Raw genomic sequence first — 24,483 nt, 5'->3', positions numbered from 1 at the left:
GGTCACCCCACTCAGCGAAGCGGTCGTCCCGCAGATCGAGACCTGCGGGACGACCGGTCAGATCGGACCGTCCACCCGTCCTTCGGGCAGACGGGAATTCATTCCACCACGTTCGGATTACTGGGCTGGCCCGACACCCAGGTCTCCTCGTCCTCGACGAGGTAGTCGGGACGCCGGCCGCCGTTCTCCTTGTCCTTCTTACGGCGTGCGTCGCCGGCCGGGATGCCCTGCCCCTGCGCGCCCTTGCCGTGGCCGCCCTGGCCCTGTTCGCCCTGGGCACGGGAACGTGCACCCAAGCCGGACCCACCCTCGGTGAAGGACGACTTGCGGCCGGTGCCCGTAGTGCCGTGCCCGGCCTCACCGGCCACGCCACCGGCCTGCCGGGCCAGACTCCCTCCGGTGCGGCCACCCGCACCGGAGCGGCCGCCGGAACCCAGGCCGCCACCCTCGCCCATGCCGCCGGACCCGAAGGCGCTGCCACTGCGGGGGGCATTTGAGCCCGAACCCGCGCGGCCGATCCCGCTGCCCGCAGCACCGGACCTGTTCTGACCGCTGCTCAGGCCACCTGTCCCACCGGTGACGACTCCACTCTTGGAGCCATAGCCGGCACCACCGATCCCGTTGTGGCCGAGCCCACCGGAGATCCCTCCTGAACCCGTAGTGCCCGTTCCGGAAGCGTTGCCTCCGCCCCCGGAACCAATGTGGCCGTTTCCGGATCCTGTGGGCGGGGACGTCAGAATGGCACCGTCGATGCCGGTCCCCGGGCCGAAGCTGATCGGTGCGGGAGCCTTGGCCACGGGATGCGCTGAGCCGCCCTTGATGGCCGGATCCGTGGGGGCAGGAGTCGCCGTCGTCCTGGGAGGCGTCGGAGTCGATGCAACGCTGCTGCCGACGGTCCGCGACGACACCCGTCCGCCGGCACCGCTTCCCGAACCGCCCGCGGAACCGACTGCCCCCAAGCCGGCTCCGGTGATCAGCGCACCGATGGCTGCGGCGCCCGTGGGATCGCCAGGAGCGGGGATGTCGTGCGAGTCGTCAACGGGCGGCCGCGGCGGCTTCAGTACGTCCTTCGCGACCCGGTACTTCATCGCCAGCGTCTGCATCACCGCAGCCGCCTGTGCCTTCTTCTCGTCCTTGACCGCGGTCTTGGTGTCCTCGTCGTCCCCGCCGAAGGCGGAGGAGGCGGTGTCGCCCACGGCGTCGGTGACCTGGTCCCAGAGGCCGGGCTCCTCCGGCATGGTCTTCTTGGCGAGGTCGATCGCCTCGGCCATGTGCTTCAGCGTCTCGGCGGCGTCGTGGGCGTAGGAGGCCGTGTTGTTGATGCTGTTGGAGAGCTTGGTCATCTTCGCGTAGAAGGCGTCGCTGGTGGAGCCCTCCCAGTCGAGGGCGGCCTCTCCGGATGCCGACCCGAGCGACGTGTGGATCGCCTTGAGGGTGTCGGCCGCCCGTCGCCAGGGGTCGCTGGCGGCCATGACCTCACCGGAGTTCATGTTCTGCACCATGTCCCGGAGCGTGCCGTGGCTGTAGTTGGTGAAGTTGGTGTAGCTCATGATCGGGCGCCTCCCGTCCCGCTCCCGCGGTGGATCCGAAGCTGAAGCTCAGTCATCAGGACGTCCACGCTCACCATCCCGGTTGCACGGGTGGGTTGGAGTGGCCGCCGGCCACCGGGCGGGGCCGGGCCGGGTTCGCCGTGTGGTTGCCGGCCTGGACACTGGTCTGCCCCACGCTCGCCGTGCTCGTGGCGGACGGGTTGGCGATCGACCAGCCGTCCGTGTCGAGCTTCAGCGTCTGGGCGGTGCCGTGTTCCTGCTCCTCGTAGTTGGCCGCGGTCAGTTCGGCCTTGCGGTGCGCGTCGTCGAGGGCTTCCTGCAGCTGGTTCATCACGTCGCGGAGGCCGTCCTGCATGACGCCGTACTGCGCGTGGAGATCCTTCGCCTCGGCGAAGCTGCCGAAGGCGCTCCCGCCGATGCTGCTCTGCCCGTGTGCCTTCGTGCCGTCCGCGTACTGCTGGAACTCCTCCAGCAGCCGGCGTACCTGCGTGGCGAAGGCCCGCAGGTTCTCAACCTCAACGCGGTACCCGCTCCCGGAGCCTCCGCTCGAACCTGTTCCCGTGCTCACGCCCTCGTACCTCCCCCGTACATCCCATACACCCTGTATGTCCTGTCAGCTTCCGGCCCGGGCTAACGGGCCCTCTGCAGGGCACCAGTCAAGCCCTAACCCTTATGTCTAACACATAGTGCCGACAGGCAGAACGGCCCCTCTGCCGCGGTTCGGCCCCGGCACCGTTGACCTGCGTGTCCACTCTCATTCGTGATGCGTCGTCTGAAGCTCGGTCAGGGCCCGGCGGCACAGCGAATCGGCGCGGCGGGTGGTCTCGGGCAGGCGGTAGTCGGGGCTGAGGGCGAGGGTGCTCCGGACGGCCTCGTCGAGCCCGATGCGGTGACCAGCCGAGACGAACACGGGCTTGACGCCGGCTCGGGTACGCAGGGCGCAGCCGACCTCCTCGCCGGACTTCGGATCCACCAGGGGTGTCCGGGCGCCGCGTTCGGGGGCCGGGGTGCCGTGGGTGAAGGTGAAGGGGGACTTCGCCACGCCGTAGGTGCGCAGTCCGGTGAGGACCCCGAGGTGGCTGGCCAGGCCGAGGCGGCGCGGGTGGGCGATGCCGTAGCCGTCGCAGACCACGAGGTCGGGGGTGCGGGTGAGCGCGGCCAGGGCGTCGAGTACGGCGGGGAGTTCGCGGAAGGCGAGCAGCCCGGAGACGTACGGGAAGGCGATCCGGCCGACCGCGGTGGCCTCCTCGACCACCTTCCGGGTGTCGTGGTCGAGGAGGACGGCGGCGGCGACCACGAGGTCGCGCTCGTCGTCGTAGGCGACGTCGACGCCCGCCACGAGCGCGCCGGGGCCCGGGGCGGGACCGTGCGGTTCGACGAGGGCCCGTAGGCGCTGCTGTTCGGCGATCGCCTCGGCTTCGGTGGTCGGCCAGTCGGCGGGAACGGGCACGTCTCTCCCTACGGTCCGGGTGCCGTCCGCGGTCGGACGGAGCTTGGTGATCACCGTACTCAGGTCGCGGACGACCGGGTGGTGAGCCTGTGCGCCCCCTGTGCCCCGCATATGCCGAGTTAGGGTGAACTTAGTGAACTCCCAAGCTGGGTAGGGATTATTCAGCTGCATCACGCCGCTTCACACACCGCTCCAGCGCACCACTCCAGCACACCGCGCCACCCTCCTCGCGATTCCCCCGACGTGCGAAGGACCGACCGCCATGCCGCGCCCCACAGTCGCTCAGATCTGCACCGGCACCCTCACCGTCGTCGTCGCCGCGCTGGCCCTCCTCATCGTCTCGGGGGCCACCGGCGTCCTGGAGATCGCGGTGCTGGTGGCCTTCGCACTGGCCCTCGGCACGCTCGCCACCGCCCTGTCGATGTCGGCCTCCCGTCGGAGGCAGGCACCGCACCCGGGCCCCGTCGTACCTGCCGCCGCGGGCGTGCCGGGTGTGCCGGGCGCCGCCGCCTCCCGGGAGTACGCGCGGCAACGGTAGCGACGGGAGACGCCCGGGGCGCCTCGGAACGACTGTGGGGGGACCGCCCGGACGGGCGGTCCCCCCACAGTCGTGGCGGGCGGCGACGCTCAGGCCGTGGAGACCACGACGGTCTTCGCGGCCTTGTCGTGGAGGCACTGCCGGTACGGCTTGTCGAAGACGCCGAAGAGGCCGTCGATGATCCACCACAGCGCGGCGCAACAGACGATCGCGGGGACGATGAAGACGGCGGCCCTGGTCCACGCGGCCGACCCGGTGGGCTTGTTGCCGTCGGCCAGCATGGCGACGCGCACCTTCATGGCCTTCTTGCCGAGGGTCTGGCCGTCCCGGCTGAGCATGATCCCCTCGTAGAAGAAGTAGAGGACGCAGGCGAGCCAGAACGCGCCGGTCGAGCCGGTGCGGTCGCCGAGGCTGGCGAAGGGCAGCACCAGCAGGATGGCGACGACCTGGACCAGGACGTAGTCGATCAGGCGCGCGAGGATGCGGTTCGGCCAGCTGCCGAGCGGCGGCATTCCGGGCACCGGGCCGGCGCCGGGCACGCCCTGGCCGCCCGGCCCGTAGGCGGGCCCGAAGCCTTGACCCGGCGGCGGGCCGGGCGGCGACTGGTCGTACGGGGCGCCCCCGTACGACCCGCCGTACGAGCCCGGGCGCTCGTACGGGTTGCCGGCGGGGGGCGGGGTAGGCGACTCGGCGGGGGTGCCGTACGGATCACTGGGCGGGGGCTGCGCCGGTGTGCCGTACGGGTCGGACGGCGCACCCGGCGTGCCGCCCGTCGGCGGGGGCTGCTTGCCGAACGAGGGCTTGCCGCCCTCCTCCGGGTCGGTGCCTGAGGGATCGTAGGTGCTCATGATCCGAGTAGAACATTACGGATAGTACAAACTTGGGATATTCAGTCCGTTTTAAACGTCATATGTCCACCCGTTGACCCGTGTCAGGCCTTCACGACCTTGGTCCGCGCCGCACGGTCCTGCCAGCCCCGCCGGGCCGTACGGTCCAGGAGCGGCCAGCAGAGGCCGACCACCAGCGCCGCCGCAAGCTGCCTGACGACCCATCGGACGAACGAGCGGCCGACCGTCGGGGGCCTGGACGGCTCCGGGCGTTCGGCCGCCGCCCGGGTGGCTGTCCTGCGCGCGGGGGCGCGGGGGGCGGGCCGGGCGTCGATGACGCGGATGCCCAGCAGGCGCTTCCCGAAGGTCTGGCCCGTACGGGCGGTCGGCAGCACCTCGTAGAGGAAGCCGGCCAGCAGCAGGATGCCCAACAGGGCGGCGGCCTTGCCGAGGACCACGCCGTCGACGAGCCAGACCTGCATCTGGCGTCCGGCCAGGTTGCTCACCATGGTGGCCCTGGCGAGCTTCGTCTCGATGTGCGCCGCCGCCGAGGAGCCGAGCGGCACGCCCGCCGCGACGGCGACGACCGCCATCACGACCGTGTCCACGACGCGCGCGGCCAGGCGGCGGCCGAGACCGGCGGCCGGCCGGGGCGCAGGCCTGCGCACCGTCGCCGGGCGGCCCGCGGCGGCGGAGGCGGTCGCCGGAGCACGTCCGGCGGCAGCGGCACGGGAGGGGGAGGGCGCCGGGATGGAGATGACGGTCGGCCGGGGCCGCCCGGGCGCCGGGACCGTACGCGTGACAACCGGCTGCGCAGCCGGCTCCGCCGCCGCCTCCGGAAGCAGGTCCGGAAGCACCTCCGGGAGCACCTCGGCCGGAGCGGCTTCGGTCTCCGCCGGGCCGACGACCTGCTCGACGACCTGCTCGGGGACCTCCTCGGGGACCTCCTCGGGGACCTCCTCGGGGACCTCCTCGGGCGCGTCCTCAGGGGCCCGCTCGGGGGCCTCGTCCTGGTCGGAACGCGGTTCGTCCGCGCCCGGGAGCACGCCCCAGGAGACCCAGCGGGGCGAGCCGCCCGTCTCCATCAGCCCCCGCTGCGCGCGGGGGTCGGCCTGCCAGCCGGAGGCGGCGGCAGCAGCCTGCCGATCGGGGCCCGGAAGCTCGTTCCCGACGGCCGCCGGCGGGTCCGCGAGCAGATCGGCGTACTGCTGCAGGGCGCTCCCCGGGGGCACCCCGAGCGACCCGGGGCTCGACAGCGGACGGGGCACGGGGCCGCTGCCGTGCGCGGGGAGCGGCGCGGAGAAGGGCGGCCCGCCCCACTGGGCCTGCACCGGAAGCTGTGCCTGGAGCTGTGCCCGCGCCTCGACGTCCGCGCGCCGCCGGAGTTCGAGTTCCGCCTGCGGCGCCATGCTGAAGGACGTCCCGGCGGAGGTCTGGTCGAAGTAGACCGGACCGGTCCCGGTCTCGGCGGCACCGCCCCCTCCTACCCCACCACCACCGCCGGCCGCTGCCGCCGTTCCGGCCCCGCTGCCCGGCGTCGGCGGCGGTACCGGCCTGGTCGGCGGCGGCACCGGTCGGGCGTCGGCCGGCCTGGCACCGGCCTGGCGGGTCACGAACCTCGGGGGCTCCAGCACCTCGCCCTCCGCCGGAGTGGGCCTGCTGGTGCCGGGCACCCAGGCCGAGCCGCCCCAGTAGCGCACGAAGCCGGGGATGGACGGGTCGGCGTAGTAGCCCGGCACAGGGCCGACGGTGGTGTCCGCGCCGCCGGCGAAGGGGTGGTCCGGCATGAGGTCTTCTTTCCTGGCAGGGCCGATGCGCCGGCTCGACGGGCGGCCGCGCCGGACGGCGGCTGGGCACGCCCCACCGACGGGCAGGCGGGTGGGCGGACAGTCGCCGGGCAGTCACAAAGGGTAGTGCCTCGGTGGCCCTCGGAGTGGAAGTTGGGCAATACCCGGACAGCCCGCCGCGCGGCCCGGTTCGCTCGTTCCCGTGCGGATACCGGCGCGAACGAGGGGGTACGCGCCCCACTGCCGCCCGTTCACCACTCCCTGTCGCGAATCCGCGGAAACCTGTGTAAGAGCCGGGGCGGGCCACGCTCTCACAGGTGGAAGGGCCCGGAAGCGGGCACGTACCGAAGGCAGAGAGGAACGCGATCATGGACTACCCGACGAGCGTGGTCGAGCACGAACTCGAACTGAACCTGGTGCTCTCCCCCGAGCACAGCGTCCCCGTCCCGGCCCGGCTGTCGTACGGCAGCCACGACCCGTTCGCCGTGCACATCACCTTTCACCTGGACACCGGCACGCCGGTGACCTGGGTGTTCGCCCGCGAGCTGCTGGTCGAGGGCACCTTCCGGCCGTGCGGCCAGGGGGACGTGCGGATCTGGCCGGCCCTCTCGCAGTCCGCCGCCCGGGGCGCGGCGGCCGGGCGGCGCAGCGTGCTCTGCATGGCGCTGAGCTCGCCCGCGGGGGACGCGCTGCTGGAGGCGCCGCTGCCGGTCGTGGCGGCCTGGCTGGAGCGGGCGCACCGGCTGGTGCCGCCGGGCAGCGAGCTGGCGGCGCTGGACATGGACGGCTCGCTCGCCGAGCTGCTGGCGTGAGCTGCCCTACGACCGGCCCTGGGACCGGCGCTACGACCAGCGCTACGAGCAGCCCTACGACCGGCGCAGAATACGGGGCAGGCCCCGCCGACGGCGCACTCCGCACGGCCCGCCCGGCCCGTACACGTACAGCCTGCGGGGAGGTGTCAGCGGGCCGCGGGGGCCTGCTGACGCTCGGCGCCGGCCCCGGTGCGGGCGGCAGTGGCGGTGGCAGTGGCGGCGGTGGCGGGCAGCCGGACCAGCGGCACTCCGGCGGCCGAGCGCCGGGCCCGGACGCGTAGCGCGGCGAGGACCAGGAAGCAGATCCCGGCCAGCGGATAGACCGCCGCCGGGAGCTGGCTGAGCGGGCTGAGGTGCTGGTCGAGGTCGCCCTTGTGCGGGACGAGCCACATGCCGAAGGAGCAGAACGCGACCAGTGTCGCGACGAACACCGGGCGCCAGCGCAGACGGCGGACGGCGGCCGGGCGCGAGGACTCGTGCGCCGCCTCGGCGGCCAGCAGGACGAGCATCGGCACGCACCACACCCAGTGGTGCGTCCAGCTGATCGGCGAGACGAGCACGGCGGTGACCGCGGCGCAGCAGACGCCCCAGGCCTCGGCCCGCGGCGTCCAGCGGGCGCTGCGGGAGGCCCAGGCGGCGACGGCCAGGCCGCCGACGGCGACCAGGCCCGCTGCCAGGGTGGCGAGCGTGCCGGGGTCGGCGGTGTGCAGCAGCCGGGCGACGGCGCCGCGGACGGACTGGTTGTCGACGATCTCGGTCTTGCCGACCCGGGTGGAGTCGAACATGTACTTCGTCCAGTAACCCCAGGTGGCGTCCGGCAGGAACGCCGCGCCGAGCAGGAACGTGCCGAGGAAGGCGAAGCCGGCCACGAAGGCCGCGCGCACCCGGCCCGTGACGAGCAGGTAGACGGCGAACAGGCCGGGCGTGAGCTTGACGCCCGCGGCGATGCCGATGGCGATGCCCTTGCTGAGGCGGGTGTCGGACCGGGTGAGGTCCCAGAGGATCAGGCAGGCCAGCACGAGGTTCACCTGGCCGTAGCGCAGCGTGGTGAAGACCGGCTCCAGCCAGACGCCGCCGCCCATCACCAGGATCACGCCGACCGGGCGCAGCTCGCGGCGCGGCCAGCCGACCAGCTTGAACGACAGGTGGGCGAGCAGTCCGAGCAGGGCCACGTTGCCGACGGTGATCGCGATCCGCAGGAAGCCGACGCCGAACCACGTGGTGGGGACGAACAGCATCGCGGCGAACGGCGGGTAGGTGGCGGGCAGTGCCCACTCCGTCACCCGGAATCCGTACAGGTCGCCGCCGTTCACGACGGCGTGGCCCTCGGCCCGGTAGACGATCATGTCGACCATGGACGTGCCGACGAAGTGGCGGACGATCGCGTAGGTGAGCAGCGAGACGAACGCCGCCGCGCTCACGGTCAGCAGCGGGCGCCTGGGCGCCCCGCGCAGGGCGCGGACGGGCGCCGTCAGCGCGGCGGTGAGCCGGGCGGACGGACCGGTGCCCGGCGGGGTGGCGGGATCCGGGCCCGGCCCGGCCTGGGCCGCCCTGCTCTCGTCCTGCACCGCTGTCACTGTCAGCTCCGTCCGCTGTTCGACCGACTAGCGAGGTTACCCGACCCGGGATCGGGGCCTCCCCGGCCGAGGACGGGGCCGCCGGGGCCGCCGGGCTGCGCGGGTGACGGCCGCCACGTACCCAAGGGATACGCGGCGAGCCGGCCGCGACTCCCCAGGAGGGTCGCGGCCGGCTCGGCGGCGGTGCGGCAGGCGCCGGCGGTGTCAGCCGGTGTAGGCGCCCAGGGTGCGGGTGAAGTCCAGGGGCTGCTGGACGATGCTGCTGCAGCTGGCGTCGGCGTACGCCTTGGCGCCGCCGTCGCAGGCCTTGTCACGGGTGCCGGACCACATGGCGAGCCAGGCCAGGTGCTTGGTGGCGGCGAAGTCGGCGAGCTGCTTGGCGTCGGCGACGGTGAAGATCTCGGTGGCGACGTCGTTGACGCCGATCATCGGGGTGACGGCGACCTTGGCCCAGGCGGCGCTGTCGTCGAGGCCGAGCACGCTCTTGACCTGGGCCTGCGTGGCGGTGGCCGCGGCGATGGCGTACTTGCCCATCTGGCCCTGCGGGTTCGGGGCGACGCCGTCGCCGAAGTCCATCGCCATGATGTTCACGGCGCCGATGGCGACGCCGTTCTTCTTGGCGTCCGCGACCAGGTTGATGCCCTCCTGGGTGAGGCCGGTCGGCAGCGCCGGGAGGGTGTAGGAGACGTCCAGGGCGGAGCCCTTGGCGGCGGCGTTGCGCTGCAGCTGCGCGATGGCCTGGGCGCGCCGGGTGTTGGCGGCGGCGTCGGCGATCGCGCCGCCCTCGACGTCGAAGTCGACCTTGGTCAGGCCGTACGCGTCGACGGTCTTCTGGTAGGCGGCGGTCAGGTCCGCGACCGAGCTGCAGGCGAGGGCGAGCTCGCTGCCGTTGGCGCCGCCGAAGGAGACCCGGACGTTGCCGCCGGCGGCGCGCAGTGCGCCGATCTGCGCGGCGACCGCGTCGGTGGCCAGGTCGCTGACGCCGCCCCACTTGGGGACGCAGCCGCCACCGGAGACCACGAAGGCGAGGTTGAAGTTCTTGACGCCGGTGGCCTTGGCGGTGGCGACCAGGTCGTACGCCGGCCAGAGCGAGGTGTCGATGTAGGGGGCGAAGCCCGCGCCGGTGACGGGGACGGCCGTCGGGGTCGCGGTGGGCGTGGCCGTCGCGGTGGGCGTCGCGGTGGGCGTCCTGGTCGGCGTGGCCGTCGCGGTCGGGCTGGGCTTGGCGGTGGCCGAGGCCGTCGCGGTCGGCACCGCGGTGGCGGTGGCCGAGGGCGAGGCCGAGGGCGAGGCGGACGCGGTGGGCGTCGTGGTCGGCCGGCCCGACGGGGTGGGCAGGGTGCCGTCGCCGGCCTTGCAGGAGACGTTGTTGATCAGGCAGTTGCCCGGCTCGTTCTGGGCCGCTCCGCTGCCCTGGATGACGAAGCCGACCAGCACGCTCTTGCCCGGGTCGAGGTGCTTGTTCCAGGACTCCGGCTTGACGGTGACGTGCTGGCCGGCGGCGGTGAAGCCGGCGTTCCAGAGCGAGCCGACGGTGGCGCCGGACGGCAGGTCGAAGGTCAGCGTCCAGTCGTCGATGGCCTTGCTGTCCGGGTTGGTCACCAGGTACTGGCCGGTGTAGCCGCCGTCCCAGACGCTGGTGCGGCTGTAGACGGCGCCGAGCGAGGCGGCACTGGCCGAGGACGCGAAGGCGACGACTCCGCCGGCGACGACGGCGGCGGCGACCGCCGAGGCGGCGATGACGGTGCCCTTGCGGCTGCGCCGGCGGTGGCCTGTACGGCTGGTGGGCTGAGTCGTCATGGTGGGGCGTACCTCCGCGAGGTGACCGAGGGGATCGGGGCCCGGGTCGCACGCACGAACACCTCACGAGGTGTCCGCGGGCCGGGCGACGCCGACGCTATCGGGCCGCGGGGGCCGGATCCGGGTCGCTCAGGGAGGGGAACAGTTCCCTTACGGTCGTCTTAAGGAACTGCTGCGGAAGGGCGGCGCCGGCGCGCGGCGGGACGGAGTGGCGCGGGCGCACCTGCGGACCCGGCTGCCCGGTCTCACTTCTGGAACAGCGAACTGCGGGCCCGGCGGCGGCTGGTGCGGGCGGGGGTGCCGTCCGGCCGGGTCTGCAGGCGGAGCCGGATCTCGGCGCCGCCGAGGACGGCGGAGCGGCCGAGCGCGAGGTCGCCGCCGGTGGCGACGGCGAGTTTGCGGACGATGTCCAGGCCCAGGCCGGTGGAGCCGTCGCCCCCGTGGCCCTGGCCGCGTTCGAGGGCGGCGTCGGGGTCGGCGAAGCCCGGTCCGCCGTCGCCGACCAGGACGATCACGGAGCTGTCGGTGGCGAGGACGTCGACCGAGAAGGCCGTCCCGACGACGGTGTGCCGGAAGACGTTGCCGAGCAGAGCGTCGACGGAGGCCGCGAGGTCACCGCGCTGGACGGGCACCGGGACGGCCGTTTCGGCGCCGGCGAGCTGCCAGCGGCGGCCCTCGTCCTCGGCCAGGGCCGACCAGAAGCCGACCCGCTCGCGGATCACCTCGGCGGCGTCGCAGCCGACCGTGACGGCGGGCGCGTCCTCGGGCGCGCGGCGGGCCGAGCGGATGATCTGGTCGACCTCGCGTTCCAGCTGCGAGACCGCGTGCCGGGTGGCGTCCGCGGCGTCGCCCTCGCCGAGCGAGGCGGCGTTGAGCCGGAGCACGGTGAGCGGGGTGCGCAGCCGGTGCGAGAGGTCGGCGGCGAGTTCCCGTTCGGCGGCCAGCAGGTGCACGACCCGGTCGGCCATCGTGTTGAAGGCCGTGGCGGCCTCGTGCAGTTCCGCCGGGCTGCCGTCGGCCTGCTTGCCGTCGAGCGGCACCCGGACGGCGAGGTTCCCGGCGCCGAGCGAGCGGGCGGCGGCGGCGAGCGAGCGGGCCGAGGTGACGATCCGGGCACCCATCCGGTCGGCGACCAGGACGGAGATGGCGACCAGGGCGAGGGCCACCAGGGAGAGGACCAGCCAGGCGGTGGAGACGCCCCGGGTGAGGTCGGCGTTGTCGACGTAGACCTCGACGACGGCGACCCGGGCGGTGTCGACGGCGACGGGCTGGAGCAGCGCGAAGCCGCCGGGCACGTGGACGGTGTAGGAGCGGCCCTGGTTGCCCGCGCTGGCGACGTCGGCGGCCAGCGCACGGGCGTCGCCGATGGTCGGACCGCCGGCGGTGGCGCCCGCGGCGACCGCAGCGGGCGGGGCACCCGTACCCGGGTCGGCGGCCGGGGCAGCGGCGGGGTCGGTGGCCGGGTCGGCGGCCTGCGCGGTCGTCGGGGTGACGGGTGCGGGCAGGTGGACGGCCATCCGGCCCTGGGCGCCGGCGTCGGTGCTGGCGACGGCGCGTGAGATGGCGCCCTCGTCGGTGGTGATGGCCAGGGCCGGGCCGAGCGCCGCGGCCTGCCGCTCGGCGGCCGTGAAGCCGCGGTCGCGGGCGGTCTGCTGGACCATCAGGCCGAGCGGGATGAGGAAGGCCAGCGCGACCATGGTGGTGCCGGCGACGGCGGCCTTGACCAGGGCCCAGCGCAGGGAGTGCCCGGGGCGCCGTGCGGGCGCGCCGGGCCCGCCCGGCGCCGCCGGGGTGTCCGGGGTCCGTCCGCTGCGGCGCCTCATGTCCGGTGCTCCGCGGGTATCGGTCCGGGAGCGTGGCCGGCCGCCTCCAGACGGACGCCGACGCCGCGCACGGTGTGCAGGTAGCGCGGGCTGGAGGCGGTCTCGCCGAGCTTGCGGCGCAGCCAGGAGAGGTGGACGTCGATGGTCTGGTCGCCGCCGTAGGTCTGCCGCCAGACCTCGGCGAGGATCTCCTTGCGGGGCACGACGACCCCGGGGCGGGCGGCGAGGAAGGCGAGCAGGTCGAACTCACGCCGGGTCAGGTCGAGGGTGCGGTCGTCGAGGACGGCCTCGCGGCGCTGGAGGTCGATGGCGAGGCCGCCGACCCGGAGGATCTTGGCGGCCGGCGCGGTGCTGCTGCCGAGGCGGCGCAGCACGGCGGCCATCCGGGCGGAGAGGTGTTCGCCGGAGAAGGGCTTCACCAGGTAGTCGTCGGCGCCGTCGTTGAGCAGCCGGACGATCTCGGCCTCGTCGTCCCTCGCGGTGGAGATGATCACCGGCACGTTGGTGAGGCCGCGGATCATCTTGAGCGCCTCGCTGCCGTCGAGATCGGGCAGGCCGAGATCGAGGATCACCAGGTCACAGCCGACCTGCGCCACTTCGCGCAGTGCTTCCAGGGCGGTGCCGACGCTGCGGACCGCGTGCCCCGAGTCGGACAGGTGCCGGATGAGGGCGGAGCGTACAAATGGGTCGTCCTCGACCACGAGCACTGTTGCCATGGGCCAGCACGGTACGCCATGGACGCCAAGTGGTCTGTACCTCGGGGTGGATCTCGGACGGATACCAGGTGCATCCCGATCGGGTCCGGAAGGGTTTGTGCAGGTTTCCTTTTTATAGTCAGGGGTGCTGAGCTGGTGGTCCTCCGGATACGGCAGGATGAGCGGGCGATGCGGAACGGACTGGTTCAACTCGGCGCCTGGGCGGCGGCCACCGGCGCGGCGGTGGCGCTGTCCTGGCTCGGCGTGCACGCGGTGCTGACGGGCGCGGCCTTCGAGCGGCCGAAGGCGCTGCCGCTGCCCTCGCCCGCGGCCGCCCGGGCGTCGGCGGAGAAGTCCGCCGTGGCGCTGCAGACGACGGCCGGGGCGCCGGCCACCACTCCCGCGAGCACGCCCACGCCCACGCCGACCCCTTCGCCCAGCCCGTCGCACGGCGCGACGACCCCGCGCCCCGCCTCCGCCTCGTCCTCGCCCTCGCCGCGCCGGGCGACGCCGTCCAGCACGGTGCACAGCTACCTGATGCCCGGTGGCCGGGTGGCCCTCGACCTGCAGCCCGCCAGCGCCGAACTGGTCTCCGCCACACCGGAGGCGGGGTGGCAGATGCAGGTCTGGCACGGGGACCGGTGGATGCGGATCGACTTCTCCCGCGAAGGCACCGTCAACTCGGTCTTCGTGACCTGGAACGACCACGAGCCGGACGTCCAGATCGTGGTTCCCTGAGGCTGCGTCGGTTCACCTGCGGCGCACGGCGCCTGCGGGCCACCGGCTGCCGACGGCGGCGTACCCGGGCAGGTAGGGCCCGGCGTAGCCGGAGCGGTCCACGAGCGTGTGCCGGATGCCGCCGGGCACGCCGATGACGGCGAGCCGCACCGTCCCGTGCCGGTCGTGCGCCTCGTACGGCTCGGCGTGCGGGAGGGCTCCCCGGTCGACGGCGTAGTCGTAGGCGTAGTGCAGGTCGGGCACGGCGATCGCCAGGTCGACGATGCCGTCGCCGTGGGCGGCGAGGTGGGCGGCCAGCATCCGGGCGTGTCCGCCGACCGGCCGGACGGGCGAGGTGAGGACGAATCTGCTGCCGGCGCCTTCGAGGACGTAGGAGACGGTCTCGTACTCGCCGGTCTCCGGGCCCGCGTAGGCGGTGCACCGCAGGTCGAGGGCGCTCGCGTAGCGGTGCGCGGCCCGTTCGGCGTCCCGTACCGCGAGGACGACCGCGTCGCTGCGGCCGCCCGGTACGGCCCCCGCGTCCCGGGCGGGGCCGGCGCCGGAGGGGCCGGGGCGCGGGCGGCCGGCCCGGCGGCGGGGACCGCCCGGGTGCGGGTGGACGGTGACGCGGGTCCCGGCGGTGTCGGTCATGGCGGGCCTTCCCGGTAGGCGTGCGGACCAGTGCGCGCCCCGCCGGGCGGGTGGGGGCCTGCCCCACGGGGTGTGGCTGGAGGGTGGCGCCCGGCCCGCCGATGCGCAACTGTTCCGATTCCTCCTGGTCAAGCTGTGCGGCGGGGCCGGACAATTGACCCCGCCGCTGTACAGAATGCCCATCGGACGGAGCCTCGATGTCCCCCGCCCACTCCCCCAACGACGCGATCGACGTGCTGGACGGAAAGCTGATCAGGCTGCTGGCCGAGGAGCCCCGGATCGGGGTCCTGGAGTGTTCGCGCCGGCTCCAGGTCGCCCGCGGCACCGTACAGGCCCGGCTGGACCGGCTGCAGGCCCGGGGGGTGATCGGCGGCTTCGGCCCGGAGGTGCACCCGGCCGCGCTCGGCTACCCCGTGACGGCGTTCGCCACGCTGGAGATCTCGCAGGGCCAGGGAGCGGACGTGCGGGCGCACCTGGCGGCCGTCCCGGAGGTGCTGGAGCTGCACACCATCACCGGGCACGGGGACATGATGGTCCGGATCGTGGCCCGCTCGAACGCCGACCTCCAGCGGGTGATCGACCGCGTCGTGGGCTTCGACGGGATCGTCCGCTCGGCCACGGCCATCGCGCTGGAGAATCCGGTGCCGTACCGCATCCTGCCGCTGGTGGACCAGGCCGCCGCCGAGTGAACGCGTGACACCCGCTCGCCACCGGGCTCGGTGACCTGACCTCAGAGGCGTTGCGAGTCGCTGCCGCTGACGCCGTGACAGGGCCGTCCGCACCCGACCCGCCCTCAATTCTCGGCATATGCCAGCGGCTCGTGCAGGAAAGATCCTTGCATGAACGTATCGTCACCTCCCCGGACAGCCCCGCCGGCCCTGCCCGCCGCCCCGCCGGCTGCTCGCGAGGCCACCCGATGAGCGCCCTCACGACCCCCGCGGCCGACACCGACGCCGCCCCGACCCTGATCACCTCCGCCCAGCGCGCCCTGCGCCTGCTGGAGGCCGCCGCCCGGTACCCGAAGGGCGCCACCGCCAAGCAGCTGGCCCGGGACACCGGGCTCGCCCTCGGCACCGCCTACCACCTGCTGCGGACCCTCGTCCACGACCGCTACCTCGAACGCCGCGAAGGCCGCTACCTGACCGGGCCCGCGGTCGCCGGACTCACCCGGGAGGAGAGTCCGGCCGCGGGCCGCCACCGGCTGGACCGCCTGCTCACCGTGCTCGCGAACGAGTTGTCGGCCGCCGTCTACTTCGCCCTGTACCGACAGGGCGAGGTGGAACTCGTGGCCACCGCCGCCGCACCCGGCTCGCCCGTGGTCGACCACCGCGACTTCCACCGCGGCGCCCACGCCCACTCCGCGGGCAAGACCCTGCTCGCCCTGATGTCCGCCGAGGAGCGCCGCTCCCACCTGGCCCGCTACCCGATGGTCGCGCTCACCCCGTACACCCTGCGGGAGCCCCAGCACCTGCCGCTGCTGCCCAGCCAGGGGCCGCAGCGGGCCACCCCGATCACGCAGTACCAGGAGTTCACGCTCGGCACGGCCGGCGCCGCCGTCCCGATCGTCGCGGGCAACGGCATCGCCGCCGTGTCGGTCACCCTGCCGATGACCCAGGCGCACCGGTTAGCGGCCATCGCCGCACAGCTCCGGACCAGGCTCAGCGACGACTTCGTCTCGGTGGCCTTCGGCCTCTGAGGCGACCCGCACCCACCCGCCGCTCCGAGGACCGCGGCCCGGCCGGGCGTACGGGGCTCCGCCCGGCCCTGTCCCGCCCGCAGTCGCCGCCGCTCCCCCGTCACCGGGCCCGCGGAGCACCGCCTCAGCAGGCCGGTACGCTCCCGCCGCTGCGCAGCGCGTCCAGCACCGACACCGACTCCGCGAGGGTGGAGACCGGGACGAGCCGCAGGCCCTTCGGGGTGTTCACCTTCGCGTCCGAGCACTCGCCCTTCGGCACCAGGAAGACGGTGGCGCCGTCCCGGGCCGCCGCCTGGGTCTTCAGCGGTACGCCGCCGACCGCGCCCACGTTGCCCTCGTCGTCGATGGTGCCGGTGCCCGCGATCGTCCGGCCGCCGGTGAGGCCGCCGGCCGTGCCGCCGCCGAGCCGGTCGACGATCCCGAGGGCGAGCATCTGCCCGGCGCTCGGGCCGCCGATGTCGTCGAGGTCGATCTTCACCTTCACCTGGTCGGGCGAGAGGTGGAGGTAGGACAGGGCCGCGAGGGTCGCGCTGTCCTGCGACTCGGTCATCTGCTGGGCCACCACCTGCTCCGACTTGACCGGGTCGCTCTTCGGGTACACCGTGTCGGTCGGCCGGACGGCCTTCTTCGGGTCGGCCCAGGCCCGCAGGGCGTCCCAGAGGCTGATCCGCTCGTCCTGGTTGGTCGCGGAGATGGTGACCATCCTGAGCTGCCCGTCGACCGGACGGACGGGGGCACCGGTGATCGTCAGGACGGGCCGGCCGTGGTACTCCCCGAGGGTGTCCGCCGTCACCCCGGGCAGGGTGAGCGTGTACGGCAGCGGGACGAACACCGCGACGGCGACCAGCGCGGCGACCAGCACGCCGCACAGCGTGAGCGCACGGGCCCGCGGCGTGGTCAGGGCCTGGGGCCGGCCGGCGGTCGGGGCGGAGGACAGCTTCTGCTCGGGCACACAGGCATCCAAACACACCCGGCCCGGCCCGCGGGCACTACCGCAGGGCGTCGGCCACCTCGGTGGCCGCTTCGACGACCCGCGGCCCGACCCGCTCGGGGACGAGCCCGTTGAGCATCACCACGCCGACACTGCCCTCGATGCCGCTCAGCCCGACCAGCGCCGCGGCCGCGCCACTGGCTCCGGACTGCTCCTCCGCGCGGGTGATGACGAAGCCGTCCTCGGGCCGCCGCTGGCCGGGGAAGCCGCGGGCCTCCAGGATCGCCCGCCCGGCCGCGCTCTCGCTCAGCGGGTGGCGCAGGCCCGTCCGGTACGCGACGTGGAAGTCCGTCCAGCTGGGCTCGACGACGGCCACCGCCAGGGCCTCGTTGCCGTCCACCAGGGTCAGGTGGGCGGTCGCGCCGAGATCCTCGGCGAGGCTGCGCAGGGCGGGCAGGGCGGCCTCGCGCAGCAGCGGGTGCACCCGGTGGGCGAGGCGCAGCACGCCGAGGCCGACCCGGGCCCGGCCGCCGATGTCGCGGCGGACGAGTCCGTGCTGCTCCAGGGTGGCGAGCAGCCGGTAGACGACGGTGCGGTTGACGGCGAGGCGGGCGGCCAGCTCGGTGACGGTCAGCCCCCGCTCGGAGTCGGCGAGGAGTTTGAGGACCCGTACTCCTCGGTCCAGGGTCTGGGAGGTCTCGGCAGTCACGACGCGCATTCCTTTCCGCGGCGGTCACCGGCGGCGGCGGGGCCGGGCCGGGTGGGGGTGTCGCGCGCAGGTTGGGTGGGCCGCGCCAGGGCCCGCCGCTCGTCGTCGTTGACGGGGAAGCGGCCCTGCGGGCGCCCGTCTCGCGGGGGATTGCCTGACGAGGGAGCGTGAAGGAAAGGTAGTGAAGGAGATGCTTGCTGGGGAAGTGCTTGTCCAAAATTCGGTCACGATCGGTTTGATCGATTCCGGCTTATCTGGACATACCTGGACAGAACACCAGGGGTTTGACGGGCATCAGTTCGATCACAGTCCGGAGTTCGGACACTCGGGCCCGGCCGGATTGCCCGGATCGGAGCCGATCACGGCCGATCGGAGCGGATCAGAACCGTTCCGGGCCGATCGGGGCGGATTGCGGCCGAACGTCCGGAGTGCGCCGCCGGCGCCACGGCCGGGCCGGGGTTCAGCGGGCCCGCAGCAGCCCCTCGCGGCGGGCGGCGGCCACCGCGGCTCCCCGGCTCTCCACCCCGAGCTTGGTGTAGATGTTGGTCAGGTGGCTCTTGGCGGTCGCCTCGCTGATGAACAGCTCGGTCGAGATCTGCCGGTTGGAGAGGCCGTCGGCGAGCAGGTGCAGCACCTCGACCTCGCGCGGCGACAGGACGGGGCCGCCGCCGCGCATCCGGCGCAGCAGGCCGTTGACCGCCCCGGGGCCGAGCACCGACTCCCCGCGGGCCGCCGCCCGGACGCCGGGGAGCAGCCCCTCGGCGGCGGTCTCCTTGCCGAGGAACCCGGTCGCCCCGGCGTCGATCGCGGCGAACACGTCCTGGTCGGTGCCGTACGCGCTGAGCACCAGGACGGCGGGCGCGGGCTCCAGCGCGACCAGGCTGCGGATCAGGTCGATGCCCTGGAAGAGGCCGGTGCCCAGGTGCATGTCCAGCAGGACGACGTCGGGGCGGTCCTCGTCGGGCAGTTCGGCCATCAGCCGCAGTGCCGTCTCCTCGCCCGCGGCCTCCGCGACCACCCGCAGGTCGGCCTGGCCGGACAGCATGGCCCGCACGCCGAGCCGGATGGCCGGGTGGTCGTCGACCACCATGACCGCGACCGGGCGGCCGGGCGCCGCGCCGCGTGACAGTGCCGCCTCACGCACGGCGCGGCCGCCGTCGCAGCCGTATGCAGCCCACCGCGGACGCACCGCGGACCATCCTGGCCATGACGCTCCCACTGAATGCGGACCGGTGAAGTCCGTCGAGATCCTGATCGGGGCGGCGGTCCGCGCCCCGGGCCCCCGACGTCGGTCGGGAAAACGCACCGCCGGGCCCGGGGACGTCCCGGCCCGGCGCGGCTGAAGGGTAGATCATGCTACCGGCGCGGTCGCAGCCCGGACCGGGGGGCCGGGCGGTCGCGGTGTCCGGGTGCCGCGCCGGGGCGGCGGCCGTCGGCCGGGCCGTGCGCGGGCCGGCGGTAGCGGAACTCGACCGCGATCGTGGTGCCCGCGCCGGCCGGGGAGTCGACCAGCAGGCGGCCGCCGAGCCGGCTGATCCGGCGGGCCAGGCCGGCCAGGCCGAGGCCGACGCCTTGTCCGCCTCCGGCGGGCGCGAGGCCGCAGCCGTCGTCGGTGACGGCGGCGCGGATCCGGTCGGCGCCGAAGTGCAGACGGATGGTCACCTCCGAGGCTCCGGAGTGCCGGATCGCGTTCGAGGTCGCCTCCTGGATCATCCGCAGCACGGCGCTCTCCACCGGCAGCGGGAGGCGCCGGGGCGTGCCCGTCGTGCTCAGCGACAGCTCGGGCAGCCGCCTGTCACCGCACCGGGACCACTGCTGCGGGGAGTCAGCCAGCAGCTCGGCCCCGGCCTCCAGGGTGCGCCGGGTCAGCGCGAAGAGCGTCCGGACGGCCGGTTCCAGGCCGTCCGCGCCGAGTTCGGAGTAGGCCGCCCCGTGGGTGAGGTCCTGCGACTGGCCCAGGCTCAGGACCGCGACGTCGTAGATGGCCCCGAGCCGCTCGCGGGCGGTGCCGGCGTCGCCGTCCCGCTCCAGTGCGAGTTCAGCGGCGCGTGCCAGCATCGTGATCGCGGCGAGGCCCTGCGCGACGGTGTCGTGGACGTCCCGGCCGACCTGCCCGCGCTCCTCCAGCCGGCCCTGCTCCCGGTAGGCCTCGGCGGCCGCCCGGGTCGCCCTGACGCGCCGCCAGGACCAGGTGAGGGCAAGGCCCGCCACGACCGCGGGCAGCACTGTTCCCAGGGGCGGACCCGTTCTGCTCACCGATCGCCCCTTTAGCATTGACCAGGCCCCTGTGTCTACCACCGTAATGCTTATTAATTTCTACCATAAGAGAGGAAATGAGTCCCCCACATAGGGCCGATGCAACCTTCTCGTGAAGCATGGAGTCTGATCGCGTAGAGCCCGACATACGAGATCGACAGGGGACAGTATGCGATTTCTCGACCAGTCAGACGAGAGGGAGCGGATCGACGCCCGCATTCCGATGGACCTCTCGTGCGGCCCCGGCCTGGAGGCGCGGCTCGACGTCGCGGTCGCCTTCCGCTCGGACGACCCGCTGGTCCTGCGGCTGACCTTCGACACGGCGGACGAGGCGCCGGTCACCTGGGCGGTCTCCCGCGAACTCCTGCTGGACGGGCTCACCGACCCGGTGGGCGAGGGCGACGTGCACGTCCGCCCGCACGACGCCGACCCGGACCTGCTGCGGATCGTCCTGCGCTCGCCGGGCGGCACCGCCGAGCTGCTCGCCCCGGCCCCGGCCCTGCACGCCGTCCTGCTGCGCTCCGACCGCCTGGTGCCGTTCGGCGAGGAGTTCTGCGCGCTCTCCCTGGAGCGGGAGCTCACGCTGCTCCTGCAGTCCACCGAGGGCTGACGGGCCGGGTCAGCGGGTGGCGGAGGCCCACTCCTTGATCTTGGCGATCCGGGCCTTCAGCTGGTTGGCCGTCGCCTGGGCGGTGAGCGGGCCGCCGCACTGCCGGCGCAGCTCGTTGTGGATCGCGCCGTGCGGCTGGTCGACCCGGTGGCGCCAGGCCGCGACCAGCGAGTTGAGCTCCTTGCGCAGCTCGCGCAGCTCCTGGTGGGTCACCACCGGGCGCTGGTCGGCGGGGAGTTCGAGCAGGTCGGCCTCCTCGGCCGGCTTCGCCCTGCTGCGCTGGATCTGCCGGTGCTGGCGCTTCTGCAGCAGCATCTGCACCTGGTCGGGTTCGAGCAGGCCGGGGATGCCGAGGTAGTCGTCCTCCTCCTCGCTGCCCGGATGCGCCTGCATGCCGAATTCCATGGCGTTGTAGAGCACCCGGTCGAAGACCGCGTCCGAGCCGATCGCCTCGTAGGAGAACTCGTCGCCACCGGCGCCGTCCGGGCCGTCGTTGGCCCGCTCGGCCTCGGCGAGCAGGCGGTCCTCCTCGTCGAAGAGGCCGTCGCCCTCCTTCTTCGGCCGGTCCAGCACGTGGTCGCGCTGGAGTTCCATCTCGTTCGCGAAGCCGAGCAGCATCGGGACGGACGGCAGGAAGACGGAGGCGGTCTCGCCGCGCTTGCGGGCGCGCACGAAGCGGCCGACCGCCTGGGCGAAGAACAGCGGGGTGGAGATCGAGGTGGCGTACACGCCGACGGCCAGCCGGGGCACGTCGACGCCTTCGGACACCATCCGGACGGCGACCATCCAGCGGGAGTCGCCGGCCGCGAAGTCGGAGATCCGCTGGGAGGCCTCGGTCTCGTCGGACAGCACCAGGGTGGCGCCCTGTCCGGTGATCTCGCGGATCATCTTGGCGTAGGCCCGGGCCGCGTTCTGGTCGGTGGCGATCACCAGGCCGCCGGCGTCCGGGATGGCCTTGCGCACTTCGGTGAGCCGCTTGTCGGCGGCCCGCAGCACGTTCGGGATCCACTCGCCCTGCGGGGCCAGCGCGGTGCGCCAGGCCTGGGCGATGAGGTCCTTGGTCATCGGCTCGCCGAGCCGGGCCTCCAGTTCGTCGCCGGACTTCGTGCGCCAGCGCATGTTGCCGCTGTACGAGAGGAAGATCACCGGGCGGACGACGTGGTCGGCGAGGGCGTGCCCGTAGCCGTAGGTGTAGTCGGCGACGGACTTGCGGATGCCGTCGCCGCCGGCCTCGTACTGGACGAACGGGATCGGGTTGGTGTCCGAGCGGAACGGCGTCCCGGTCAGCGCGAGGCGGCGGGCGGCCGGCTCGAAGGCCTCGAAGCAGCCCTCGCCCCAGGACTTCGAGTCGCCGGCGTGGTGGATCTCGTCCAGGATCACCAGCGTCTTGCGGGCCTCGGTGCGGTTGCGGTGCAGCATCGGGTTGACGCCCACGCCGGCGTACGTGATCACGATGCCGTGGTAGTCCTTCGACAGCGGGCCCGAGGAGTAGGCCGGGTCCAGCCTGATCCCTATCCGGGCGGCGGCCTCGGCCCACTGCTTCTTCAGGTGCTCGGTCGGCGCGACGACGGTGATCTGCTGCACCAGGTGGTTGTGCAGCAGGTACGAGGCGAGGGTGAGCGCGAAGGTGGTCTTGCCTGCGCCGGGGGTCGCGACCGCGAGGAAGTCGCGGGGCTGCTTCTCGATGTACCGGTCCAGCGCACCCTGCTGCCAGGCGCGCAGCTTGCCGGCCGTACCCCAGGGGGCGCGGCCGGGGAAGGCGGGCGACAGGTGGTGCGAGGCGGCCGGGGACACCGGCCCGACGGCCCGTGCGGGCACGTCCGGCTGGGTGGCGTCGGAGAAGAGGGGCATCGAGGAGGCGGCGGCAGTACTCACGGTCTCCGAGGGGGATCGTCGCAGGTCAGGGGCGGTGGAGCGGCCCCGTCCCGCTGTCGGGCGGCGGTCGGACAACCCGCCTAGCCTACCGGGCCGGGCGTCGCGGCGACGCCCGACACGGAGGCACCCCGGGGGTCAGGCCTGCCCCTCGTGGAGCGCTCGCAGGCGCCGGGCGATCTCCGCCGGCTCGGCGATCTCACCGGCCGCGACGCCCACCACCAGCAGGTATGCCTCGTCCTGGTCGACGCCGTCCATGGCGGCGCCGTTCAGGTCGAGGAAGACCACGGTGCTCATCCAGGCCGTCCGTTTGTTGCCGTCGACGAAGGGGTGGTTCGCGGCCAGCGAGTGCAGCAGCGAGGCGGCCTTCTCGAACAGCCCGGTGTACGCCTCGACCCCGAACATCTGCGATTCGGGGCGGTGCGCGGCCGAGGAGAGCAGCCCCAGGTCGCGCACCCCGACCTCCTGGCCCTGGCAGGCGTACTCGGCGAGTTCGAGGATCTCCAGGACGGTGAGGTACTTCACGGGCGCGGGCCTGCGGGGCTGCGCGCTCACTCGCCCAGCCGGCGGAGCAGGTCGGAGTGCCGGGCGGCGTACTTCGCGCCGAGCCTGCGCACCGCCTCGCGGTCGGTGCCCTCGTCGAGGTAGCGCTCGATCGCGCGCACGACGACCGCGTGCATGCTGCGGCCCTCCTCCTCGGCCCGCTCGCGCAGGGCCTCCTGCTGCTCCTCGGTCAGTCTCAGGTTCATTGCCATACCGCAACGGTACTGATTCTGGGGTCACGGTGGTACCGGTTTCTCGGCTGTACTGTGACTCAGGTCACTCCGGAAACCCGGTGAACCCGGGTAAGCACCGGCCGCTCACGGACTCTCTCGGGTGAGGCCTGCCGCCCCACCCGCCACAAGGGCCTCATGTCCACTCGGGAGGAATACCGCCGTGTCCACTGCCGCCACTGCCGTCGAGCAGGTCGTCCAGGCCCGCCTGATCATCTCCACCCAGCGCTCGGTGCCGATGCGGGTGACCCTCCGCTACCGCGTGGTGGACCCGCTGGCCGTCCGGATGGCCTTCCCCGCCGAGTACTCACTCGACGAGGTGCCCCCGGACGGAGCACCGGACGGGTCGGTGCAGGGGGCGGGCCACGAGGTCGAGTGGGTCTTCGCCCGGCAGCTGCTCGCCGCCGGGCTCGACGGGCCGGCCGGCATCGGCGACGTCCACATCCGCCCCGCGCTCGCCGCGCGCACCGTGGTCGAACTGCGCGCCGCCGAGGGCGTCGCCCTGCTCCAGTTCGACTGTCCCGAGCTGCGCCGCTTCCTGTGGCGCAGCTTCCTGGTGGTCGCGGAGGGCGAGGAGCACCAGTACCTCGACGCCGACCGGGCGCTCGCCGAACTGCTCGGCTGAGGCCGGCGGGCCGCAGGCGCACCCCGGACGGCGGACGCCACCGGGGCGCTTCGTCATGTCTCCGCGCGGTCATGCCTTCTTCGCTGCGACGGTGCGGTCATGCCTTCCTCGCTGCGACGGTGCGGTCATGCCTTCTTCGCTGCGACGGTGTCGGTCAGGAACGCGTACGCCACCACGTTGCCCCGGTAGCCGTCCGCCTGGCTGAAGCCGCCGCCGCAGGTGATCAGCCGCAGCTGCGCGTCGGCGGCCTGGCCGTAGACCCGCGCGTCGGGGAACCGCTGCTTGTCGTAGACCTCAATGGCGTAGATCTGGAAGCCCGCCGTGCTGCCGTCCCGGCGGGCGATCTCGACCCGGTCACCGCGGTGCAGGGCGCCGAGGCCGTAGAAGACGGCGGGTCCGCTGCGGGTGTCGACGTGACCGGCCAGGATGGCGGTGCCGCGCTGGCCCGGGGTGGCGGCGCCGCGGTACCAGCCGGCCAGGTTGCGGTCGTTCTCCGGGGGCGGCTCCAGGTGGCCCTCGGCGTCCAGGCCGAGACCGGTGACGGGCGCGTCCAGCTGGGCGGCGGGGATCCGGATCCGGGTCGGGGCGGACGGGCCGAGCGGGGGGACGACGGACACGGCGCCGAAGCCGGCCTGGGCCGCACCCGGGCTGGGCGGCAGCACGCTGCGGCCGCCGTCGTGCAGCAGCCAGGCGCCGAGGACGAGCGCCGTGCCGACCGCGAGCGTGCCCGGCCACGGGCTCCTGCCGTCCGTCCCGGCCACCCCTGCTCCCCTCGTCGGCCTTC

The 24,483-nt window shown here is 73.8% G+C and carries 25 protein-coding genes; 7 read left to right on the top strand and 18 right to left on the bottom strand.

What is annotated here, in order from left to right; all coding sequences use genetic code 11:
* Window positions 1-98: 98 nt before the first annotated feature.
* From ACFUK0_RS17045 to ACFUK0_RS17035, 3 genes are all read right to left on the bottom strand, one after another.
* Window positions 99-1,550: a WXG100 family type VII secretion target gene (locus ACFUK0_RS17045; RefSeq protein WP_380250805.1), complete on the bottom strand. Its 1,452-nt coding sequence runs from the start codon at window positions 1,548-1,550 to the stop codon at window positions 99-101.
* Window positions 1,551-1,620: 70 nt separating this feature from the next.
* Window positions 1,621-2,118, bottom strand: a complete 498-nt coding sequence (locus tag ACFUK0_RS17040) for a hypothetical protein (protein ID WP_380250803.1) — start codon at window positions 2,116-2,118, stop codon at window positions 1,621-1,623.
* A 186-nt stretch (window positions 2,119-2,304) separates the two neighbouring features.
* Window positions 2,305-3,000 (bottom strand): endonuclease V, encoded by a 696-nt coding sequence (locus ACFUK0_RS17035; protein ID WP_380250801.1) that lies wholly within the window; start codon window positions 2,998-3,000, stop codon window positions 2,305-2,307.
* A gap of 262 nt (window positions 3,001-3,262) precedes the next feature.
* Between ACFUK0_RS17035 and ACFUK0_RS17030 the strand changes: the two genes are divergently transcribed.
* Window positions 3,263-3,538, top strand: a complete 276-nt coding sequence (locus ACFUK0_RS17030; RefSeq protein ID WP_380250799.1) for a hypothetical protein — start codon at window positions 3,263-3,265, stop codon at window positions 3,536-3,538.
* A gap of 89 nt (window positions 3,539-3,627) precedes the next feature.
* Here ACFUK0_RS17030 and ACFUK0_RS17025 read toward each other — a convergent pair whose 3' ends face one another.
* Window positions 3,628-4,386 (bottom strand): RDD family protein, encoded by a 759-nt coding sequence (locus ACFUK0_RS17025; RefSeq protein ID WP_380250797.1) that lies wholly within the window; start codon window positions 4,384-4,386, stop codon window positions 3,628-3,630.
* An 83-nt stretch (window positions 4,387-4,469) separates the two neighbouring features.
* On the bottom strand, window positions 4,470-6,152 hold the full coding sequence (locus ACFUK0_RS17020; protein ID WP_380250795.1) for an RDD family protein: 1,683 nt from the start codon (window positions 6,150-6,152) through the stop codon (window positions 4,470-4,472).
* Between the two features lie 368 nt (window positions 6,153-6,520).
* Here ACFUK0_RS17020 and ACFUK0_RS17015 point away from each other — a divergent pair, with 368 nt between their 5' ends.
* Entirely contained in the window at window positions 6,521-6,964 is a 444-nt protein-coding gene (locus tag ACFUK0_RS17015) for an SsgA family sporulation/cell division regulator (protein WP_380250793.1), read from the top strand.
* 146 nt (window positions 6,965-7,110) lie between these two features.
* Here the strand turns inward: ACFUK0_RS17015 and ACFUK0_RS17010 are convergent, their stop codons facing one another.
* The 4 genes from ACFUK0_RS17010 to ACFUK0_RS16995 form a co-directional block, all read right to left on the bottom strand.
* The gene (locus ACFUK0_RS17010) at window positions 7,111-8,541 is read right to left on the bottom strand and encodes a glycosyltransferase 87 family protein (RefSeq protein WP_380250791.1); all 1,431 of its coding nucleotides are present in this window, start codon (window positions 8,539-8,541) and stop codon (window positions 7,111-7,113) included.
* 204 nt (window positions 8,542-8,745) lie between these two features.
* Complete coding sequence (locus ACFUK0_RS17005; RefSeq protein WP_380250789.1) at window positions 8,746-10,341, bottom strand: cellulose binding domain-containing protein; 1,596 nt, start codon at window positions 10,339-10,341, stop codon at window positions 8,746-8,748.
* A gap of 245 nt (window positions 10,342-10,586) precedes the next feature.
* Window positions 10,587-12,080: a sensor histidine kinase gene (locus tag ACFUK0_RS17000; RefSeq protein WP_380250855.1), complete on the bottom strand. Its 1,494-nt coding sequence runs from the start codon at window positions 12,078-12,080 to the stop codon at window positions 10,587-10,589.
* Between the two features lie 80 nt (window positions 12,081-12,160).
* Window positions 12,161-12,880 (bottom strand): response regulator transcription factor, encoded by a 720-nt coding sequence (locus ACFUK0_RS16995; protein WP_380250787.1) that lies wholly within the window; start codon window positions 12,878-12,880, stop codon window positions 12,161-12,163.
* A 168-nt stretch (window positions 12,881-13,048) separates the two neighbouring features.
* On the opposite strand from ACFUK0_RS16995, the gene ACFUK0_RS16990 reads away from it, so the two are divergent.
* The gene (locus ACFUK0_RS16990) at window positions 13,049-13,597 is read left to right on the top strand and encodes a hypothetical protein (protein WP_380250785.1); all 549 of its coding nucleotides are present in this window, start codon (window positions 13,049-13,051) and stop codon (window positions 13,595-13,597) included.
* 12 nt (window positions 13,598-13,609) lie between these two features.
* Here the strand turns inward: ACFUK0_RS16990 and ACFUK0_RS16985 are convergent, their stop codons facing one another.
* Window positions 13,610-14,227: a VOC family protein gene (locus tag ACFUK0_RS16985; RefSeq protein ID WP_380250783.1), complete on the bottom strand. Its 618-nt coding sequence runs from the start codon at window positions 14,225-14,227 to the stop codon at window positions 13,610-13,612.
* Between the two features lie 197 nt (window positions 14,228-14,424).
* Between ACFUK0_RS16985 and ACFUK0_RS16980 the strand changes: the two genes are divergently transcribed.
* Both ACFUK0_RS16980 and ACFUK0_RS16975 read left to right on the top strand, forming a co-directional pair.
* Window positions 14,425-14,916, top strand: a complete 492-nt coding sequence (locus ACFUK0_RS16980) for an Lrp/AsnC family transcriptional regulator (RefSeq protein ID WP_380250781.1) — start codon at window positions 14,425-14,427, stop codon at window positions 14,914-14,916.
* A gap of 227 nt (window positions 14,917-15,143) precedes the next feature.
* The gene (locus ACFUK0_RS16975; RefSeq protein WP_380250779.1) at window positions 15,144-15,923 is read left to right on the top strand and encodes an IclR family transcriptional regulator; all 780 of its coding nucleotides are present in this window, start codon (window positions 15,144-15,146) and stop codon (window positions 15,921-15,923) included.
* A gap of 124 nt (window positions 15,924-16,047) precedes the next feature.
* Here the strand turns inward: ACFUK0_RS16975 and ACFUK0_RS16970 are convergent, their stop codons facing one another.
* The 4 genes from ACFUK0_RS16970 to ACFUK0_RS16955 form a co-directional block, all read right to left on the bottom strand.
* The gene (locus ACFUK0_RS16970) at window positions 16,048-16,824 is read right to left on the bottom strand and encodes a S16 family serine protease (protein WP_380250853.1); all 777 of its coding nucleotides are present in this window, start codon (window positions 16,822-16,824) and stop codon (window positions 16,048-16,050) included.
* Between the two features lie 88 nt (window positions 16,825-16,912).
* A complete protein-coding gene (locus ACFUK0_RS16965; RefSeq protein WP_073923031.1) occupies window positions 16,913-17,563 on the bottom strand; it encodes an IclR family transcriptional regulator in 651 nt (216 codons plus the stop codon).
* A gap of 460 nt (window positions 17,564-18,023) precedes the next feature.
* Window positions 18,024-18,707, bottom strand: a complete 684-nt coding sequence (locus ACFUK0_RS16960) for a response regulator (RefSeq protein ID WP_380250777.1) — start codon at window positions 18,705-18,707, stop codon at window positions 18,024-18,026.
* A 212-nt stretch (window positions 18,708-18,919) separates the two neighbouring features.
* Window positions 18,920-19,819: a sensor histidine kinase gene (locus ACFUK0_RS16955; protein ID WP_380250775.1), complete on the bottom strand. Its 900-nt coding sequence runs from the start codon at window positions 19,817-19,819 to the stop codon at window positions 18,920-18,922.
* Window positions 19,820-19,988: 169 nt separating this feature from the next.
* Between ACFUK0_RS16955 and ACFUK0_RS16950 the strand changes: the two genes are divergently transcribed.
* Window positions 19,989-20,429 carry an SsgA family sporulation/cell division regulator gene (locus ACFUK0_RS16950; protein WP_380250773.1) on the top strand — a complete coding sequence of 147 codons (441 nt, stop codon included), beginning with the start codon at window positions 19,989-19,991 and terminating at the stop codon, window positions 20,427-20,429.
* 9 nt (window positions 20,430-20,438) lie between these two features.
* Here ACFUK0_RS16950 and ACFUK0_RS16945 read toward each other — a convergent pair whose 3' ends face one another.
* From ACFUK0_RS16945 to ACFUK0_RS16935, 3 genes are all read right to left on the bottom strand, one after another.
* A complete protein-coding gene (locus ACFUK0_RS16945) occupies window positions 20,439-22,280 on the bottom strand; it encodes a DEAD/DEAH box helicase (protein WP_380250851.1) in 1,842 nt (613 codons plus the stop codon).
* 159 nt (window positions 22,281-22,439) lie between these two features.
* Window positions 22,440-22,826 (bottom strand): type II toxin-antitoxin system death-on-curing family toxin, encoded by a 387-nt coding sequence (locus ACFUK0_RS16940; protein ID WP_380250849.1) that lies wholly within the window; start codon window positions 22,824-22,826, stop codon window positions 22,440-22,442.
* 26 nt (window positions 22,827-22,852) lie between these two features.
* Complete coding sequence (locus ACFUK0_RS16935) at window positions 22,853-23,056, bottom strand: Arc family DNA-binding protein (protein ID WP_380250771.1); 204 nt, start codon at window positions 23,054-23,056, stop codon at window positions 22,853-22,855.
* A 181-nt stretch (window positions 23,057-23,237) separates the two neighbouring features.
* Between ACFUK0_RS16935 and ACFUK0_RS16930 the strand changes: the two genes are divergently transcribed.
* A complete protein-coding gene (locus tag ACFUK0_RS16930) occupies window positions 23,238-23,699 on the top strand; it encodes an SsgA family sporulation/cell division regulator (RefSeq protein ID WP_380250769.1) in 462 nt (153 codons plus the stop codon).
* A 125-nt stretch (window positions 23,700-23,824) separates the two neighbouring features.
* Here the strand turns inward: ACFUK0_RS16930 and ACFUK0_RS16925 are convergent, their stop codons facing one another.
* Complete coding sequence (locus ACFUK0_RS16925) at window positions 23,825-24,460, bottom strand: class F sortase (protein WP_380250767.1); 636 nt, start codon at window positions 24,458-24,460, stop codon at window positions 23,825-23,827.
* Between the last annotated feature and the right edge of the window lie 23 nt (window positions 24,461-24,483).

The organism is Kitasatospora sp. NPDC057223 (genome assembly GCF_042669755.1).
In the GTDB taxonomy this organism is placed as follows: Bacteria; Actinomycetota; Actinomycetes; order Streptomycetales; family Streptomycetaceae; genus Kitasatospora.
The sequence above is the reverse complement of the archived record's forward strand: the minus strand, read 5'-3'. Positions and strand labels throughout refer to the sequence as shown.

Bases quoted from the DNA above. Each gene is read 5' to 3' on its own strand.
- ACFUK0_RS17045 (WP_380250805.1), bottom strand. From the start codon at position 1,550: ATGAGCTACACCAACTTCACCAACTACAGCCACGGCACGCTCCGGGAC.
- ACFUK0_RS17030 (WP_380250799.1), top strand. From the start codon at position 3,263: ATGCCGCGCCCCACAGTCGCTCAGATCTGCACCGGCACCCTCACCGTC.
- ACFUK0_RS17025 (WP_380250797.1), bottom strand. From the start codon at position 4,386: ATGAGCACCTACGATCCCTCAGGCACCGACCCGGAGGAGGGCGGCAAG.
- ACFUK0_RS17020 (WP_380250795.1), bottom strand. From the start codon at position 6,152: ATGCCGGACCACCCCTTCGCCGGCGGCGCGGACACCACCGTCGGCCCT.
- ACFUK0_RS17015 (WP_380250793.1), top strand. From the start codon at position 6,521: ATGGACTACCCGACGAGCGTGGTCGAGCACGAACTCGAACTGAACCTG.
- ACFUK0_RS17005 (WP_380250789.1), bottom strand. From the start codon at position 10,341: ATGACGACTCAGCCCACCAGCCGTACAGGCCACCGCCGGCGCAGCCGC.
- ACFUK0_RS16995 (WP_380250787.1), bottom strand. From the start codon at position 12,880: ATGGCAACAGTGCTCGTGGTCGAGGACGACCCATTTGTACGCTCCGCC.
- ACFUK0_RS16990 (WP_380250785.1), top strand. From the start codon at position 13,049: ATGCGGAACGGACTGGTTCAACTCGGCGCCTGGGCGGCGGCCACCGGC.
- ACFUK0_RS16985 (WP_380250783.1), bottom strand. From the start codon at position 14,227: ATGACCGACACCGCCGGGACCCGCGTCACCGTCCACCCGCACCCGGGC.
- ACFUK0_RS16980 (WP_380250781.1), top strand. From the start codon at position 14,425: ATGTCCCCCGCCCACTCCCCCAACGACGCGATCGACGTGCTGGACGGA.
- ACFUK0_RS16975 (WP_380250779.1), top strand. From the start codon at position 15,144: ATGAGCGCCCTCACGACCCCCGCGGCCGACACCGACGCCGCCCCGACC.
- ACFUK0_RS16950 (WP_380250773.1), top strand. From the start codon at position 19,989: ATGCGATTTCTCGACCAGTCAGACGAGAGGGAGCGGATCGACGCCCGC.
- ACFUK0_RS16945 (WP_380250851.1), bottom strand. From the start codon at position 22,280: ATGCCCCTCTTCTCCGACGCCACCCAGCCGGACGTGCCCGCACGGGCC.
- ACFUK0_RS16935 (WP_380250771.1), bottom strand. From the start codon at position 23,056: ATGGCAATGAACCTGAGACTGACCGAGGAGCAGCAGGAGGCCCTGCGC.